Origin of the sequence: Deinococcus aestuarii, assembly GCF_018863415.1 — a bacterium.
Taxonomy (GTDB): domain Bacteria; phylum Deinococcota; class Deinococci; order Deinococcales; family Deinococcaceae; genus Deinococcus; species Deinococcus aestuarii.
Genome location: NZ_JAHKSN010000002.1, coordinates 358,246 through 373,490 on the forward strand (window position 1 = coordinate 358,246; position 15,245 = coordinate 373,490).

20 protein-coding genes and 1 tRNA gene are annotated in these 15,245 nt (G+C 69.5%); 11 read left to right on the plus strand and 10 right to left on the minus strand.

Translation table 11 applies throughout. From position 1 onward, the window contains the following. Positions 1–4 precede the first annotated feature (4 nt). From IC605_RS04890 to IC605_RS04900, 3 genes are all read left to right on the plus strand, one after another. Positions 5–211 carry a hypothetical protein gene (locus IC605_RS04890; RefSeq protein ID WP_216319751.1) on the plus strand — a complete coding sequence of 69 codons (207 nt, stop codon included), beginning with the start codon at positions 5–7 and terminating at the stop codon, positions 209–211. Further along, positions 208–891: a hypothetical protein gene (locus tag IC605_RS04895; protein WP_216319753.1), complete on the plus strand. Its 684-nt coding sequence runs from the start codon at positions 208–210 to the stop codon at positions 889–891. Before IC605_RS04890 ends, IC605_RS04895 begins: the two co-directional genes overlap by 4 nt. A gap of 224 nt (positions 892–1,115) precedes the next feature. After that, on the plus strand, positions 1,116–1,472 hold the full coding sequence (locus IC605_RS04900) for a terminase small subunit (RefSeq protein ID WP_216319755.1): 357 nt from the start codon (positions 1,116–1,118) through the stop codon (positions 1,470–1,472). 297 nt (positions 1,473–1,769) lie between these two features. Here the strand turns inward: IC605_RS04900 and IC605_RS04905 are convergent, their stop codons facing one another. Further along, the gene (locus IC605_RS04905; protein WP_216319758.1) at positions 1,770–2,195 is read right to left on the minus strand and encodes a hypothetical protein; all 426 of its coding nucleotides are present in this window, start codon (positions 2,193–2,195) and stop codon (positions 1,770–1,772) included. Between the two features lie 99 nt (positions 2,196–2,294). Here IC605_RS04905 and IC605_RS04910 point away from each other — a divergent pair, with 99 nt between their 5' ends. After that, a complete protein-coding gene (locus tag IC605_RS04910) occupies positions 2,295–2,651 on the plus strand; it encodes a hypothetical protein (RefSeq protein ID WP_216319761.1) in 357 nt (118 codons plus the stop codon). Between the two features lie 47 nt (positions 2,652–2,698). Here IC605_RS04910 and IC605_RS04915 read toward each other — a convergent pair whose 3' ends face one another. Genes IC605_RS04915 through IC605_RS04925 form a run of 3 tightly spaced genes read right to left on the minus strand, consistent with a single transcriptional unit; the run spans position 2,699 to position 3,788 of the window. Then, entirely contained in the window at positions 2,699–3,034 is a 336-nt protein-coding gene (locus IC605_RS04915) for a hypothetical protein (RefSeq protein WP_216319764.1), read from the minus strand. A gap of 11 nt (positions 3,035–3,045) precedes the next feature. Then, positions 3,046–3,345, minus strand: a complete 300-nt coding sequence (locus IC605_RS04920; protein ID WP_216319766.1) for a hypothetical protein — start codon at positions 3,343–3,345, stop codon at positions 3,046–3,048. Beyond that, a complete protein-coding gene (locus IC605_RS04925) occupies positions 3,342–3,788 on the minus strand; it encodes a hypothetical protein (protein ID WP_216319769.1) in 447 nt (148 codons plus the stop codon). Before IC605_RS04925 ends, IC605_RS04920 begins: the two co-directional genes overlap by 4 nt. Positions 3,789–3,916: 128 nt before the next feature. Here IC605_RS04925 and IC605_RS04930 point away from each other — a divergent pair, with 128 nt between their 5' ends. Together IC605_RS04930 and IC605_RS04935 are read left to right on the plus strand one after the other, a co-directional pair. Next, positions 3,917–4,123, plus strand: coding sequence for a helix-turn-helix domain-containing protein (locus tag IC605_RS04930; RefSeq protein WP_246580382.1), 207 nt, complete (start codon positions 3,917–3,919; stop codon positions 4,121–4,123). A gap of 4 nt (positions 4,124–4,127) precedes the next feature. Continuing rightward, positions 4,128–5,348, plus strand: coding sequence for a tyrosine-type recombinase/integrase (locus IC605_RS04935; RefSeq protein ID WP_216319776.1), 1,221 nt, complete (start codon positions 4,128–4,130; stop codon positions 5,346–5,348). A 458-nt stretch (positions 5,349–5,806) separates the two neighbouring features. On the opposite strand, the gene IC605_RS04940 is transcribed toward IC605_RS04935, so the two are convergent. Beyond that, positions 5,807–5,881 (minus strand) — tRNA-Ala (locus IC605_RS04940). A gap of 95 nt (positions 5,882–5,976) precedes the next feature. Here IC605_RS04940 and IC605_RS04945 point away from each other — a divergent pair. Continuing rightward, the gene (locus IC605_RS04945; protein WP_216319780.1) at positions 5,977–7,275 is read left to right on the plus strand and encodes an HD domain-containing protein; all 1,299 of its coding nucleotides are present in this window, start codon (positions 5,977–5,979) and stop codon (positions 7,273–7,275) included. Positions 7,276–7,333: 58 nt separating this feature from the next. Further along, positions 7,334–8,782 (plus strand): glycoside hydrolase family 13 protein, encoded by a 1,449-nt coding sequence (locus IC605_RS04950; RefSeq protein ID WP_216319781.1) that lies wholly within the window; start codon positions 7,334–7,336, stop codon positions 8,780–8,782. A 417-nt stretch (positions 8,783–9,199) separates the two neighbouring features. Here IC605_RS04950 and IC605_RS04955 read toward each other — a convergent pair whose 3' ends face one another. Next, the gene (locus IC605_RS04955; protein ID WP_216319782.1) at positions 9,200–10,162 is read right to left on the minus strand and encodes a homoserine dehydrogenase; all 963 of its coding nucleotides are present in this window, start codon (positions 10,160–10,162) and stop codon (positions 9,200–9,202) included. A gap of 158 nt (positions 10,163–10,320) precedes the next feature. Between IC605_RS04955 and prfA the strand changes: the two genes are divergently transcribed. Beyond that, positions 10,321–11,442, plus strand: a complete 1,122-nt coding sequence (gene prfA / locus IC605_RS04960; protein WP_343216507.1) for a peptide chain release factor 1 — start codon at positions 10,321–10,323, stop codon at positions 11,440–11,442. Further along, entirely contained in the window at positions 11,429–11,932 is a 504-nt protein-coding gene (locus tag IC605_RS04965; RefSeq protein WP_102127072.1) for an NUDIX hydrolase, read from the plus strand. The genes prfA and IC605_RS04965 overlap by 14 nt, the downstream gene beginning before the upstream one ends. Before the next feature lie 61 nt (positions 11,933–11,993). Here IC605_RS04965 and IC605_RS04970 read toward each other — a convergent pair whose 3' ends face one another. The 3 genes from IC605_RS04970 to tatA all read right to left on the minus strand — a co-directional run bounded on the left by IC605_RS04970 (position 11,994) and on the right by tatA (position 13,598). Further along, positions 11,994–12,665 (minus strand): anti-sigma factor, encoded by a 672-nt coding sequence (locus tag IC605_RS04970; protein WP_216319783.1) that lies wholly within the window; start codon positions 12,663–12,665, stop codon positions 11,994–11,996. Next, a complete protein-coding gene (locus IC605_RS04975; protein WP_216319784.1) occupies positions 12,662–13,255 on the minus strand; it encodes an RNA polymerase sigma factor in 594 nt (197 codons plus the stop codon). Before IC605_RS04975 ends, IC605_RS04970 begins: the two co-directional genes overlap by 4 nt. Positions 13,256–13,316: 61 nt before the next feature. Further along, the gene (gene tatA / locus IC605_RS04980) at positions 13,317–13,598 is read right to left on the minus strand and encodes a twin-arginine translocase TatA/TatE family subunit (protein ID WP_216319785.1); all 282 of its coding nucleotides are present in this window, start codon (positions 13,596–13,598) and stop codon (positions 13,317–13,319) included. A gap of 168 nt (positions 13,599–13,766) precedes the next feature. Here tatA and IC605_RS04985 point away from each other — a divergent pair, with 168 nt between their 5' ends. After that, positions 13,767–14,735 carry an RluA family pseudouridine synthase gene (locus tag IC605_RS04985; protein ID WP_216319786.1) on the plus strand — a complete coding sequence of 323 codons (969 nt, stop codon included), beginning with the start codon at positions 13,767–13,769 and terminating at the stop codon, positions 14,733–14,735. 3 nt (positions 14,736–14,738) lie between these two features. Here the strand turns inward: IC605_RS04985 and IC605_RS04990 are convergent, their stop codons facing one another. Next, complete coding sequence (locus tag IC605_RS04990; protein WP_216319787.1) at positions 14,739–15,137, minus strand: hypothetical protein; 399 nt, start codon at positions 15,135–15,137, stop codon at positions 14,739–14,741. Between the last annotated feature and the right edge of the window lie 108 nt (positions 15,138–15,245).

Here is a 15,245-nt window from a genome sequence, read left to right on the forward strand (position 1 = left end):
CCCTATGCCAGACGATGACCTGACCTTCGCCGAAGCTATGCGCCGTGACGTGCTGGCGGGCCACCAGCCCGAGTTGAACCCGGGTGACCGCGCCCGCTTCCAGGCTGAGGAGGAAGCGCAGCGCGCCGAGCAGGCCCGCGCTCGGCAGGGCGAGCTAGAGGAAGCCGTAGACCGGGCTATCGAGAAGGCTCGCAGTGAGGGCAAGCTGTGACCCTCGCCGAGCAGCTCGCCCAAGCCCGCATCGACGCGGCGAGCCTCGACGGCGACACCGGCAAACTGGAAGCCAACCTTGCCCAGCAGACTGCCGAACTGGAGCGCCTACGCCGAGAGGCCCGTGCCGAGCGCGCGACCTTCGCCGACGTGGTGAAGCAGCAGACCAGGTGGGACGCAGCGCGCGGGATGCTGGAACAACACCTTCAGGACGTGGCGAACGCTCGCGCCTTGGTCGAGGAGCTAGAGGCCGCCCACCGTCACGCGGACACCGTGGCGCTGGCGCGGGGGGCGCGGGCCGAGGTGGCCCGCCTGGAAGCGGAACACAGCGCTCTCGCCGATGAGGTCGAGCGCTACCTCGCGGACGTGTTGCCCCGGCTGGAGGGCCTGACGGGCGAGCACGCCGCAGCGCAGCGCCGCCTCGCCCTCGCCCTGCGTGACGGTGCGGTGAGCCTGGGCGAGTTCACCACTCAGCAGGCCGCCGACGTGCTCGCCCAGACTCGCGCCGCCCCCGTGGGCGAGGTGCGGCGTCAGGTCATGGCCGCCGTCGAGGCCTTCGCCGGAGAGGTGGACGCCCAGGACGCGCGCCTTCTGGTTAGCCTCGCCCGGCGGGTGCCGTCCGCTGGGCCGGAGCTGCTGACCCTCTCGGCGTGGCCTACCCTCGCCCGGATGGGGGGGTGAGCCGTGGTGATGTTCTACCGGGGAGTAGGCGAGAGGCCCGCGCAGCAGCAGGCCAGAGCAGCGAGACAGGTACAGCGGACCAACGCACAGCGCCCGCCTGACTGCGCCCCGGAAGCGTGGCGACGGCTGAGCCCCCATCAACAGCACACCCGGGCGGCGGCCTACTGGGCAAGCCTGAAGCCAGAGACGCGGCGGATGCTCGCCAAGAAGTACGGGGTAGCCTGATGCCTGCTCGCACCCTCGCCAACAGCACGCGCCCGCTCTCGCCCAAACAACAGCACTTCCTCCGCGAGTACCTTGCCACAGGCAACGCCACCCGAGCGGCCCGGGCGGCGGGCTACTCGCCCAAAAACGAGCGCACGACTGGCTGGCGACTCCTGCACCACCCTGAGGTGAGGAAGGCTGTCGAGGCAGCCCGCACGCCCACAGCCTGCCTGCCGGGGCACGTGGGCATCATCTTCACCCGGTATGGGCGCGTGCTCCCTCCCGCTGAGGCGTTGGCGGCTGCGGAGAGGGGGGCAACTGGCCCTCTTGCGCCCCTCCTGCTCAAGCACCTGCGCCAGTTGCTCGACCTTGCCTAAGCGTTAGCAATTGTCATCTGAGTGTTGTCTTTTGACAGCATGCAAAGGCGGCCCCACGTCCTCCCTCACCGGAGGACGTGGGGCCACGTGCTGCGCTTGGGGGTTGGGCTTATGCGGCTGCCCCTGCCCCCGCCTGCCGGCCCTGCCCGTAGGTGTCGAGGACGGCCAGTATCTCGCGGGCGGCCCTGACAGCGTGTAGCGTCAGCACAGCGCGGACGTCCGGTGTCCCGCGAAAAAAGCCGTCCTGATGAGCTGCTGCAACTTTCAGTTCCCCCTGGCCTGCGACCTGCCCCCGTCTTACCCGCCTGAAATCATGTGGACGCCCAGCTTGTCCAATGCTTCAGCGTAGCTCTCGGGCCGCCCTGCGCTGTGGTTAATAATTTCCCCGATGCGGCGTTGCAAGTAGGTGATGGTGAGGAGGCTGCCCTGCGAGGGCAGGGGCAGGGTGGCCCGCCCGCCGTCCACCTCCACGAAGACGAACTCCCCGATCAGGCTGCCGCCGTAGCGGACCGTCACCATAACCTTGGTTCCACTGGGATCGGGGAAGTTCGAGAGCCAGCTCGCGTGAAAGGCATCCTCTCGTTCCTCGTGCAGTGTGAGCGCGGGATCCAGGCTGTAGGTGTGCGAGCGGTCACGCTCGAAGTGCAGCCAGTCGGCGGGTTCGCTGAACCGCAGGGTGGAGAGGAGATCGTCAACCGTGGGCTTGCCTGTCGAGGTCGTCATGGCAGGAGTTTACAGGCGCCGCACGAGATACCTTCACCGACCGAGTGCCCCCCTCGGCGGTACGCTGCAAGCCCAGAGCGGCGCGCACAGGGAGGGACTATGGGAAAGCTTGCCGAGCAGCTCGCACCGACCGATCCTACCCCGAGAAAGAAGCGCACTCAGGCGCCCGAGGTGCGTGTCGTCTCCGTCTCCATGAGCGACGGCAGCGACATTAACTCTCCCGAGGCCCGCGCCCGCATCGCGCGGGCACTCCTGAGTGTGCCTTCAAAGCCTGCCCCTGTCGTCACCGTCACTCGCCAGCGGTGCGACGAGCGCCGCGCTTCGCTCAACCGGCTGATCGAGAAGTACGGCAACCCCACTCCCAACGCGGCCGAGCATGTGGTCGATGTTGAGCGGCAGATTGAGGCCCTAGCACGTGCTGCCGCTGCCAGCATCATGAAAGAGGACGAACGCTGAAGACGAAAAGAGCGGGCCTCAGCCCGCTCTTTCACCTACTGGGATGGTTAATCCCGCTTGGGCTCCAGCATCTCCCGCACAGCGTCCTCTGCGCCGCCCTCACGGGCAAGAGCGCCGAGGGGATGCCAATACCCGCCTTCGAGGTCCAGCAGCGCGGCCAAGTCACCGGGCTTCAGCCCCGCCGCGTGCCAGTGCTGCGCCCACGTCTCCACGGCGGGCCAGAGCAGCGCGTGTAGGTGTGCGCCTGCCGAGTCACGCAGGGCCGCGCGGGAGGTGCAAGCCGGGCAGAGGTATTCCAGCCCTCCGGGGCGGTAGATCGTGGGCAGGGCGTCCGGCTTGCCGCACGCATCACACCGCTCCGGCCGTGGGGGCGGTGTGGTCAAAGAGTTCCCCATCATGCCGTTCCCCCCGTTTCCTTCCGTTCGTCGAGCGCGGCCTGCATCACGTCTTCGGCCAGGCTGCTGACCTCATCGAGCGCGTGAATCTGTGTGTATTCCAGGTGGCCCCACTGCTCAAGCCAGGCGCGGCAGGCCTCCGTGAGAAGTGTTTTGAGGTCGTCCCCGGCGGCGCAGGTCAGCGCGTATCCGGCGCGATGCTCGGTGCAGAAGTAATCGCTGTACTCACCCCGGCGGTAGTACAGCGTGCCCGGCTTCTCGCAGTGGGCGCAGGTGCCCTGAAGGGGGACTGCCCTCATACGGCAGCCCTCCCATGAGTGGCACACAGGAAGCGCGACACCGCGCGAGCTTCCGCTTCCGTCAGGGCCGCGAGGCTGTAGACGGGGCGGTCGAGCGCCGCTCCCGCGAACCCGTAGTGCTCGTGGCTGGGCACGCCCATCTGGCCCATGAGGCGGTGCAGCTCGCACGCCCGGCGCTTCCCGATGGGGGCAGGCTCGCCCAGGTACGCCTCATGCGTCAGGGTGGCGGTGTCGGCACCCTGGAGGATGCCCACGGCGCGGGCGAGCGGGGCGGGTTGCCCGTTGACTTCGGCGGTCATGGTGCCTGCCGCGTCCCGGGTCAGGGTGACGGTGTGCCGGGCGGTGCCCCAGTGTTCGCCGTGCGCGGTGTAGGTCGTCACGGTGGCCCAGGTGCGGGTCTTGGGGCGAGGAGCTTTGGCGGTGCTGCTGGCGTACTGTGTCATACGTTCACTTCCTGCTGGAGCTGAACTCAGATGGGACGCGGAAACTTGGCGGTTGAGGCGTCCCTTTCTGGTCTTGTTATGGTATAAAAATATGATACCATGTGTCAAGGGGTGATACCATGACCGGGATGAACGAAAAGGTACGGCAGGGCGCGCGGGAGGCCATGAAGGCGCAGGGGCTCACGCACCAGCAGCTCGCCGAGGCGACGGGGATCGAGCGACCGAACGTCACTCGGCTGCTCAGCGGACAGGTAGGGAAGGTGCCGGACAACTGGCAGCGCATCCTTGACGCATTGGGTCTGGAACTCGTGGCCGTACCTAAGAAGGAAGGTTGAGGCTGTGGCGCGAGCGAAGGCGCAGGATCGCAAGGCCGGGAACGGGCGCGGCAGCATCGACGAGTTGCCCAGCGGGAAGTACCGCTGGCGAATCACGGTGGGCATCAAGCCCGATGGGACGCCGATCCGCAAGAGCGGGACCGCAGCGACCGAGAAGGCGGCATTTCAAGCCATGACCACGGCTCAGGCGGACCACCTGCGCGGCGGGGTGGCGGCACCGGACCGCGTGACGCTGGGCGAGTGGCTAGAGCGGTGGCGGAAGGGCAAGGAAGCGGGCCTGGCCGCGAAGACGCGGCACAACTATGAGAAGCTGGTCGAGTTGCACATCAAGCCACAACTGGGCCGGAAGCGGCTTCAGGACGTGCGCCCCGCCGACTTGCGAGCGCTGTATACCCACCTCACGGGCGAGGGGCTGGGCGACTCCATGCAGCGCCAGGTGCACAACGTTTTGCACGGGGCCTTTGCCGAGGCGCTACGGCTGGAACTCGTCATGCGCGACCCGACCGCCGTGGTACGACCCACCCCTGTACGCCGGGAGGCCGCGCCGGTCGAGAAGGCCCTGACGGCGGAAGAGGTGGCGGCGCTGCTGCCCGTGCTTCAGGCAAGCCGCTGGGGGCTGATCTTCGAGTTCATGCTTCACACCGGCCTGCGCCGGGGCGAGGCGTGCGGGCTGCGTTGGGAGCACGTTGACATGGAGAAGGGCATGGTCCACATCCGGGAAAATCTCGTGTCGATCAACGGCGAGGTTCAGGTCAGCACGCCCAAGACCGCGAAAAGCGCGCGACGCGTGCACCTCTCCGGCGAAGGGCTGGCCTGCCTGCGCCGTCAGACCGCCCTGCAAGCCTTCGAGCGCGAGGCGTTGAGCGCCGGGCCGGTCAAGGGGCACGCGAAGACGTATCAGAGGAAGCGCCTCTGGGAAGACACCGGGTACGTCTTCACAGGCATCTCAGGCGTACGGCTGAACCCGGAAAACCTGGGCCGCTACCTCGCGCAGCTCTGCGAACAGGCGAAGATCAGGCCCGTCACGGTACACGGCCTGCGCCACACGCACGCTTCCCTGATGCTGCGCCGTGGCGTGCCCTTGGAGGTGGTCAGCGAGAAGCTGGGGCACTCGCGCCCGTCCTTCACGGCGGACGTGTACCGGACGGTGTACCAGAGCGAGCATGAAGAGTGGGCGGTGAACCTTAGTGAGCTGACAACCATACGGGCGCGGTCATTGAACTGACCTCATCTTAAAATCCTGGAGTGGAAGACTCTCTGCCAGGCTCACAAGTGTTTTGCTCGATCAGCGTTCTAGGAGTGGTTCTGGAAGGCCGCTATTTTCAGGGGAGGCCGTGGGCAGCAGACCCCTGGAGTGGGTGGCACTTCGAAGCATTTGGTGACCCCCTGAATGTTGCCAGTCGCATAAGGCGGCAGGGAGACGTCGAAGTTGTCCTGACCCTTGATGAGCCGGGCGACCTTCCTCCGGTCTGGGTGGGTAGGGCTCAAATTTACACTTGGGGCGGGGAGGCATACCTGCAAGACTCGGAAGGCTTGAAACCCCGCGATTCAGGAACCGCAGAGGCGAGCGGCACGCGTCTACAGTGAGCACGTTGGTCACGGGTTGGTCATAGACCCCAAGTTGGATGTCGGAAGGTCAAAAGATCAAAAAGAAAAACCGCGCTCCTGGCGCGGCCTTTCGACTGGTGGAGATTTGGGGATTCGAACCCCAGACCCTCCGCTTGCAAAGCGGATGCTCTCCCGCTGAGCTAAATCCCCAGCGCCACCAGGCTAGCAGAGCCCAAAGGGTGAGGCAAGGCATAGGCCAACACGCCGGGCCGCGAGGGCGAGGTGGCCCCGCTACCATGTCCCCCATGTTCCGCCGCCGCCCTCCCCTCCCCCCCTTTCCGCCGGGTGCCCTGCTGGTCGGGGGGGCGGCGCGCGACTGGCTGCGCGGCGTTGAGCCCAAAGATTTCGACTGGGCCGCCCCCGACCCGGAAGGCGCGGCGCGGGCGCTGGCGGCGGCGCTGGCAGGCTCGGCCTTCCCGCTCGACGAGGAGCGCGGGTACTGGCGCGTCCACGCCGGGAACGGGGTGCAGCACGACTTCGTGCCGCTGCCGGGGGACGTGACGGACGACCTGCTGCGGCGCGACTTCACGGTGAACGCGCTCGCGCTAACGGGGAGGCAAGACGTTCTCGACCCCTCGGGCGGGCGGGCCGACCTGCGCTCGCGGCGGCTGCGGATGGTCTCGGCGGCGAACCTGCGCGCGGACCCGTTGCGGGCGTGGCGGGCCGCGCGCTTCGAGGTCACCCTGGCCTTCCGGCTGGAGGCGGCGACGGAAGGCAAGGTGCGGGCGGTCGCGGCGGAGCTGGCGGCGGGAGGGCTCCCCATGCCCGCCCCCGAGCGGGTGCGCGAGGAGATGCACGCCCTCCTCGGTCACCCCGACGCGGCGCGCGGCCTCCTGCGCCTGGAAGACCTCGGCCTCCTCGCCCTGACGATCCCCGAGCTGCGGGAGGGCATCGGCGTGATGCAGGGCGGCTTTCACCACCTCGACGTGTTCGGGCATGGCGTAGAGGCGCTGCACCAGCTCCTCGCGCGCTTTCCAGACGCCGACCTGACCCTGCGCTGGGCCACCCTCCTCCACGACGTCGGCAAGCCGCGCGCGCGGGGCACCAATCCGAGGTCGGGCCGCACCACCTTCTACGAGCACGACAAGATCGGCGCGGCGCTGACCGGGCAGATTCTCACGAGGCTGCGGTTACCCTCGGCGCAGGTGGAGCGGGCTTCGGCCCTCGTGCGGGCGCACATGGCCCCGCTTCCGGCGGGGGAGCGCGAGGCCCGGCGCTTCGTCCACCGTCGCCGGGCGCTGTTGCCCGACCTGCTGCGCCTGATGCTCGCCGACCGCGAGGCGGCGCGGGGGCCCGACAGCCACCCCGCGATCCGGCACGCCTATGCGGAAGAGATGGACCGGGTGCTCGCGGCGCTGGAGGAGCAGCCCGCCGCGCCCCCGCCCCTCCTGACGGGCGAGGACGTGATGACGCTGCTGGGGATCGGGCCGGGTCCCGCCGTCGGTCGGGCGCTGCGGGAGGTGGCGGAGGCGCAGGCGCTGGGCGAGGTGCGCACCCCCGGTGAGGCGCGGGCGCTGGTGCTCTCCCGGGCCGGAAAGGGTTAATCTTGCCCCGCCTCCCTGTGACGTTTCGGTACGGCCCCGCTCGTTATCCTGCCCTGCGATGAGCCGCCCCGAGTCGCCCTCCGTCACGCCCGAGTGGGTCAAGGACGCCGTTTTCTACCAGATTTTCCCCGACCGCTTCGCGCGCAGCGGCCGCGTCCGGGGCCTGAGTCTCCAGCCGTGGGGCAGCCCGCCGCAGCTTCACGGGTACATGGGCGGCGATCTGTGGGGCGTGGCCGAACACCTCGACCACCTCGGGGCGCTCGGCGTCAACGCGATCTACTTCTGCCCGGTCTTCCAGTCGGCCTCGAACCACCGCTACCACACCCACGACTATTTCCGGGTAGACCCCATGCTGGGCGGTGACGAGGCGCTGCGCCACCTCCTGGGCGAGGCGCACGCCCGGGGTATCCGGGTGGTGCTCGACGGCGTGTTCAACCACGCGAGCCGGGGCTTTTTCCAGTTCAACGATCTGTTGGAGCAGGGCGAGGCGAGCGCGTACCGCGACTGGTTCCATGTCGAGAGCTGGCCTCTCCACGCCTACCACCAGAGGAAGCCCGCGAACTACCACGCGTGGTGGGGCAACCGGGCGCTGCCCAAGTTCAACACCGATAACCCCGCCGTGCGCGAATTCCTGTGGGACGTGGCCGAGCACTGGACGCGCTTCGGCATCGACGGCTGGCGCCTCGACGTGCCCAACGAGATCGACGACGACGAGTTCTGGCGCGAGTTCCGCCGCCGGGTCAAGGCGGTCAACCCCGAGGCCTACATCGTGGGCGAACTCTGGGGTGACGCGCACCGCTGGCTCGCCGGGGACCAGTTCGACGCGGTGATGAACTACCACTTCACCCGCCCCTGCCTCGCCTTTTTCGGCGGGCGCACGCTTGACCACCCCATGAACGAGCGCAGCGGCACGGGCCGCGTCGAGCCGATGGACGCCGCCGGATTCGCCCGCCGCATGACCGAGGTGACCCGCCTCTACCACCCCGACATCGTGGCCGCGCAGCTCAACCTGCTGGACTCGCACGACACGGCCCGCTACGTGACGGCGGTGGGCGGGGACGCGACGGCCTACCGCCTCGCCACCGTCTTCCAGATGACCTACCTGGGGGCCCCCTGCATCTACTACGGCGACGAGGTGGGCCTCCACGGCGGCCCCGACCCCGACTGCCGCCGCGCCTTCCCCTGGCAGGGCGAGGAGAGCTGGGACCGCCAGACCCTCGACCTCACCCGCACCCTCACCGCCGCCCGCCACGCTTCGGCGGCCCTGCGGCGCGGCACCTTCGAGGTCACCCACGCGCAGGGCGACCACCTCGCCTTCGCGCGCAGGCACCGGGATGGAAACGCCCACGTCGCCCTCAACTGCGCCGAGGACTGCGCCCGCCTTCCCCTGGTGGGCGTGCAGCCGGGCACCTACCGGGACGTGCTGAGCGGACGAACCTTCGAGCTGGGCGGGGAGACCGAGGTGGAGGTTCCGGGGCGCGGAGCGGTGGTGCTGGTCCGGGTGTAGCAGAAAGTAGGGGGAATGCCGCTGCGAGCGACTGGGAGGACGTTTTGGGGCCGGGGGTTGGGTGGGGCGTTGGGGTCGCGGGCGGGCCCCCTCACCCCGACCCTCTCCCGCAAGGGGAGAGGGAGAAAAAAGCTCAAGCCTTCGCGCTATTCAAAACGTCTCTCCGGACGCCCCACCCCTGGAAGTGACTAAATGCCCCAGGCCCACGGCCCCGCCTTGCTCGCGCAGCGAGACGGTGGGCGAGCCGATGGGACGCGACAAGATCAGACCTTGCGTTCAGAAGAACCCGACCACCCGCGCCACCCGTGTGCCCTTGCCCAGCGCAGCGCCGCTCCCCCAGCCCCCTCGGGGGGGAGGGGGCTGGGGGGTGGGGGCCAACCGTGGCAAGTTGCCCCGCCCCTCAAGACCTCACCCTCCTCAATGCAGCGGCACATGCCCCGGAAACCCGATCAGCCAGTCCAGCAGGTCCCCCACCATCGCCGAGGCGGTGACCATCCCCCCCGCCCCACCTCCCGCGAAGATCAGGGTGCCACTCTCCTCCCCCTCGTACACGAGCGCGTTGCGGTTCGCCCCCGCCGTGCAGAGGGGATGGGTCTCGGGGAGACGCTGCGGGGCGACACGCGCGTGCCAGCCCTCCCCATCCCGCGCGAGTTCGGCGACGAGCTTGATCCGCTGCCCCGCCGCCCGCGCCCCGGCCACCTCCTCCAGCGTCACGCCCTCGATGCCCTGGACCTGCACGGCCTCGTAGGGGAAGTTCCCGTCGGCGCAGAAGCGGGCGAGCACCGTGAGCTTGTGGGCGGTGTCGAAGCCGCCGACGTCGAGGGTGGGGGGGTCCTCCGCGTAGCCGAGCGCCTGGGCCTCCTCCAGCGCCTGCGCGTACGTCTTGCCCCCCTCCATCTGGGTGAGGATGTAGTTGCAGGTGCCGTTCAGCACGGCCTGGAGCCGCACGAAGGTGCTCGCCCGCAACACGGTGCTCATCGGGCCGATGACCGGGGTGCCCGCCATCACACTGGCCTCGTAGTAGAGACGACCGTCTAGGGCATGCTCGCGCAGTTCCTCCCACCGCTCGGCGAGGAGGGCCTTGTTGGCGGTGATGACCGGGCGGTCCGAGCGCAGGTAGGGCCGCAGCAGCGCGAGGGGGGAGTCGATGCCCCCCAGCGCCTCGATCACCACGCCGCACTCCTGAAGGAAGGTGGGGTCGGTGGTGAGCGGTGTGCCGTCGGGAACAGTGCGCGCCCTGGCGGTGTCGCGCACGAGCACGCCCGCCACCTCGACCCGCACGCCGAGGTTGTCGAAGATGTCCTTGCGGCGCTTCAGGAGGTGCAGCACGTCCTGTCCCACCGTGCCGCAGCCCAGCACGCCCACCGTGACGGTTCTCATCCCCCGGAATGTAACGTCGGGCGCGGCGGCGGGCGGGGGGCGGGTTAGACCGAGGCGGAAATTGGGGGGGCCTTCCGGTCGTCTAGCCGGGGCGGGCGCTAGACTGGGTTCATGATGCCTGTGTCCACCCCGTTTTTTCTCTGGTCGCGTCCGCCGTGGTGAGGGACGCCAGACGTGGAGGCCGCCTGGAGGAGCTGGCCTCCGAATTCGGCATGGTCGAGCGGGCGCTGGGCGACCCGGCGGCCCTCTCCGACGGTCGGGAATACACCCGCCTGACCCGCCGCCACCGCGAACTCCTGCCGCTCGTCACCCTCCACCGCGAGCGGGAGACGGTGCTCGGCGACCTCGAAGGTGCCCGTGACCTCCTCACCGACCCCGACATGCGCGAGCTGGCGGCGGGCGAGGTCGAGACCCTGACGGGCCGCCTCGCCGAGATCGACGCCGAGCTGGAGGTGCTGCTCCTCCCCACCGACCCCGACGATGCCAAGGACGTGATCCTGGAATTGCGAGCGGGGGCGGGGGGGGCGGAGGCGGGCCTCTTCGCGGTCGATCTGCTGCGGATGTATACCCGCTACGCCGAAGGGCTCGGCCTGAAGCTCAACGTCCTCGACGCCTCCGAGAGCGATCTGGGCGGCGCGAGCAAGGTGGTCGCCGAGGTGACGGGCGATTTCGCCTTCCGCGCCTTCAAGTGGGAGCGGGGCGTCCACCGAGTCCAGCGCGTGCCCGCAACCGAATCCCAGGGCCGCATCCACACGAGCACGGTGACGGTTGCCGTGCTGCCCGAGGCCGAGCAGGGGGAGGTGCAGCTCGACCTCTCGGAGGTGCGGATCGACGTGTTCCGCTCCCAGGGGGCGGGCGGGCAGGGGGTGAACACGACCGACTCCGCCGTGCGCGCCGTGTACCGCGCCGGGACCCCGGACGAGATCGTGGTCGTGTGCCAGGACGGCAGAAGCCAGATCAAGAACCGTGAGAAGGCCCTCCTCGTCCTCGCCTCGCGCCTCGCCGAGCGGGAGCGGGCCGCGCGTGAGGAGCAGGAACGCCAGACGCGGGCCTCCCAGGTCGGGACGGGCGAACGCAGTGAGAAGATTCGCACCTACAACTACCCGCAAAACCGGGTGACGGATCACCGCCTGGAGGGCGAGGTCAAGAACTTCGCGCTGGAGGGCGTGATGGCGGGGGGACTCGCTCCCGTCGTGGCGGCCCTGGCGAGAGACGAGCGCGAGCGGCAACTGCTGGAGATGGGCGGCGCGGACGGGGGCGGGCAATATGGGGCGGCGTGACCTTCTCGTCGCCGCCGGGGTGCTGCGCGACCGCTTCGGGCGGGTGCTCCTTGTAGGGAACGACTGGCAGGGCCTCGGGCGGGTGCGCTACACGCTGCCGGGCGGGGTGGTGGAGTCGGGCGAGACGCTGCTCGAGGCCCTCTACCGAGAGATCGCCGAGGAGACGGGCCTCAAGCTCACCGGGATCAAGCACATGGCGTACACGGTCCACATCGAGGACGAACGCCGGGGCGAGCGGGCCATCGCCGTCGCCTTCGAGGCGACCTGGGAGGGGCTGCTCAACCCCGCCGACCCCGACGGCTTCATCGTGGAGGCGCGGTTTTGCACGCCCGACGAGGCGCTCGAAAGGCTGGAGTCGCCCCCCATGCGCGAGCCGCTGAGCGACTACCTGCGCACGGGCGAGCCGGGCCGCTTCTACGCCTTCAAGGGCTGGGACGGGCGCGGGGGGTTGCGTGTGCCGCCTCTGAAGTCGGAAACGTCGTCGCGCTGAGACGGAGAAGCGACCCGCCCGGACCTTCCTGCGTCCGGGCGGGCCGTGTCGTTCGTACGAGTCAGAGTTGCCGCACCAGAATCGGCGTCGTCGTGGGCTGGGGGCTGCCGCCGGGGGGCTCGACGCTGACGGCAACCGTCGCGCCGGGCGTGAGCCCCGTGAGCAGGAAGCCCTGTCCCTCGAATACCCCCAGCGAGACGGGGACGCCGCCCCGAATCTGCCACATCTGGTAGACCCGCCCGGCCTCGGCGGGCCGCGCCAGGTACACGTACGCCCGGCCGTCCGGCAGGCGCACGAGTTGCCCGAGGTCGCCCCCGTTCGCCTCCAGCCGCTGAACGGTCGCCCCCGGCGTGTTCGCGTAGCGCCGCAGCGGGTCACCCTCCGGCCACAGGACGAAGACGAGCGCGAGGGCCGCCGCGAGCCCCAGGGCGGCGAGAGGGAGCCAGGTCCGGTTCGGCCTGCGGGCGGGAGAGGGTGGAGGGGTGGACACCCCCGGGGCCGCCGTCGCCGCCCTCTCCCGGGCGAGGCGGGCCATCAACCGTTCCTCCGCCCCGTCGGGCAGCGGCTCCTGCGGCAACACCTCGGCCAGGGCGGCGAGGGCTTCCCGGTCGGCGTCCACCCCGGCGCGCAACTCGGGGTCGGCCTCCAGCGCGGCGCGGACGCGGGCCTCCTCCTCGGGGGGCAGGATGCCCAGGGCGTAGGCGGTGAGCTGGTCGCGGTCGGGGCTGGTCACGGGTGCTCACCTCCTTCCAGGGCGTCCGGTGAGGGCGAGGGGTCGGGTTGGGCCTTGCCGCCGAGGTGACGGCGCATCCGGTCGAGCGCCGCGCGCAGGCGGGATTTGACCGTGCCCACCGGCAACCCCGTCAGCGTGGCGAGTTCGGAGTGGGAGTGGCCCCGGTAGTAGGCCAGTTCGACGAGTTCTCGCTGGGAGGGATCGAGGGCCTGCACGGCGCGGCCCGCCAGGATACGGCCCAGGGGATCGGGCGCCGCGACAGGCGCGTCCCAGTCTTCGAGTTCGAGCGCCGTGTCGGGCCGGTCACGCAACTCCTGGAGGAAGCGGTGGTGGGCGATACTCACCAGCCACGTCTTGACGCTCGCCCGCGAGGGGTCGAAGCGGGCCGCGTGGCGCCAGGCATTCATGAAGGCGTCTTGCACGCACGTCTCCACGTCCTCGCGCTGACGCAGCATCCGGTGGCCGAGGGCGTAGAGCAGCCGGGCGTGGCGGCGGTGGAGTTCTTGCAGGGCGTCCTCGTGCCCACCCGCCACCCTCTGCATAAGGGCCTCGTCGGAGGCGTCGTCGGCGGGCGGGGGGGATGGGGTCATGGGGTGAAGCTCAGCCTAACAGGCGTGGGGGCGGCACGTCCCGACTCGACTGGGCCGGGAGTCAGGACCGCCGGGCGTCCTGCTGTGCGGCAGCGGCGGTCTCGGGGCCCGGAGGCCTTGTCGCCGCCGCGCTCGCAGGAGACAGGACGGGGACCGGCGCGGGCACGTCGGGGGTGGTCTCAAGGCCGCGGCGAAGTTCGTCCGTCACTGCGCCCGTGGATTTGCGGAACTCGCGCAGGCCGTGGCCGAGGCTCTTGCCGAGTTCCGGCAGCTTGCGCGGCCCGAAGACGAGCAGCGCGATCAGGAGGACGACGAGCAATTCACCGGGGCCGATGTTGGGCATGGGGGTTCTCCCTGGGGGCGACCGGCGGTGCCGGAAGAGGAGGCGTGGGGTTAGTCTGCGGGCCAGAGCCGTCTGTGCCCTCACCCGGTCATATGCCGCCCGCCCCGGTTCGGATTGCCCGCCTCCCCTTCCTCAAGACTCGCTCAGCGCGGCGCTACACTGCCCGCCGTGACCGACCGCCCGAGTTCCCTCCACCTCACCGCCTCGCTGGGCCGTCTGGACACGGTGCTTGCGGAACTGACGGGCCAGAGCCGCTCACAGGTCGCCGGGTGGATCGGGGGGAGGCATGTGACGGTGGAGGGCGTGATCGTCCAGAAAGCCAGCCTGAAATTGAAGGGGGGCGAGGCGCTGACCGTACAGGTCCCCCCTCCCCCGGACGCCACCGTCTCGCCCGAGGACGTGCCCCTCGACGTGCTGTACGAGGACCCTGCCCTCATCGCCGTGAACAAGCCGCCCGGCATGGTGACTCACCCGGCGCCCGGCGTCTCCAGCGGCACCCTCGTCAACGCGCTGCTGGGCCGCATGACTCTCCCCGAGCAGGAGGGCGCCCTGGGCCCGGACGGCTACCGCCCCGGCATCGTCCACCGCCTCGACAAGGACACCAGCGGCGTGATCGTCGTCGCCAAGACCGTGCAGGCGCACGCGCGGCTTGCCGCCGCCTTCAAGGACCGTGACACCCGTAAGACGTACCTGGCGATTGCCGCTGGGACGTGGAGGGCCGAGGGGCCAGTGCGGGTGGACGCCCCGATTGGCCGCCATCCCACCGCGAGGCAACGCATGACTGTCGGCGGCGTGAGCCCCCGCGAAGCACAGACTATGTTCACCCCGCTCGCCGCGCACGGGGACGGGCACGGGCGCACCCTCACCCTCGTCCGCGCCCAGCCGCGCACGGGCCGCACCCACCAGATTCGCGTCCATCTCGCGCACCTGGGCAGTCCGATTCTGGGCGACCCGGTGTATGGGCGGGAGAGTGCCGTGATCGGGCGGCACGCGCTGCACGCGCATTTCCTGACCCTGCCCCATCCCGTTACGGGCGAGGGGCTGAACCTCCATGCGCCTGTGCCCGACGACATGCTGAACGCGTGGGTGACGTTGGGGGGGATGGTGCCTGCGGAGTTGGAGACGCCACCCAAGTGAAACCTACGTCCCCAACGCCTGCCGGAGAACACGAGCAATGGGGTAATGTGCCTCTCCGTCGATCCACTCGAGCGAATCCATGTTGGTCCAATACTCAAGCAGAAATTGAGTCGGTTCGTGCTCGCGCCGTGCGGCAATCAAGGACACGGCTTCTTCGATTAAAGAACGGGGTTGGCCTCCATCGCGGAGCGCATCGTTGGCCGACTCCAGAAGCAGTTCACCCAGGTAATACTCCTGCGCCCACTCGCCGAACCCGGCTTGGTGCTCCCGGTAGTACGCGACGAACTCTGGCAGGCGCTCCGGGTCAGCGAACTCAATCCCCCAGTCCTGGTGATCCCCGAGGTCAGGCAGACCGAGATCAGCGGCAGCTTGACTCATGCGAGGGTTGAGCTTGGGAGCCATAGCTCAACGCTACCAGCGACAGACCCAGTCGCAGTTTTCCTCGTAGGGCACGCCCTCCCCCACTTGATATTTCCAAGCGTACCGTGTACACTTTCTCTTCGTGCGCCG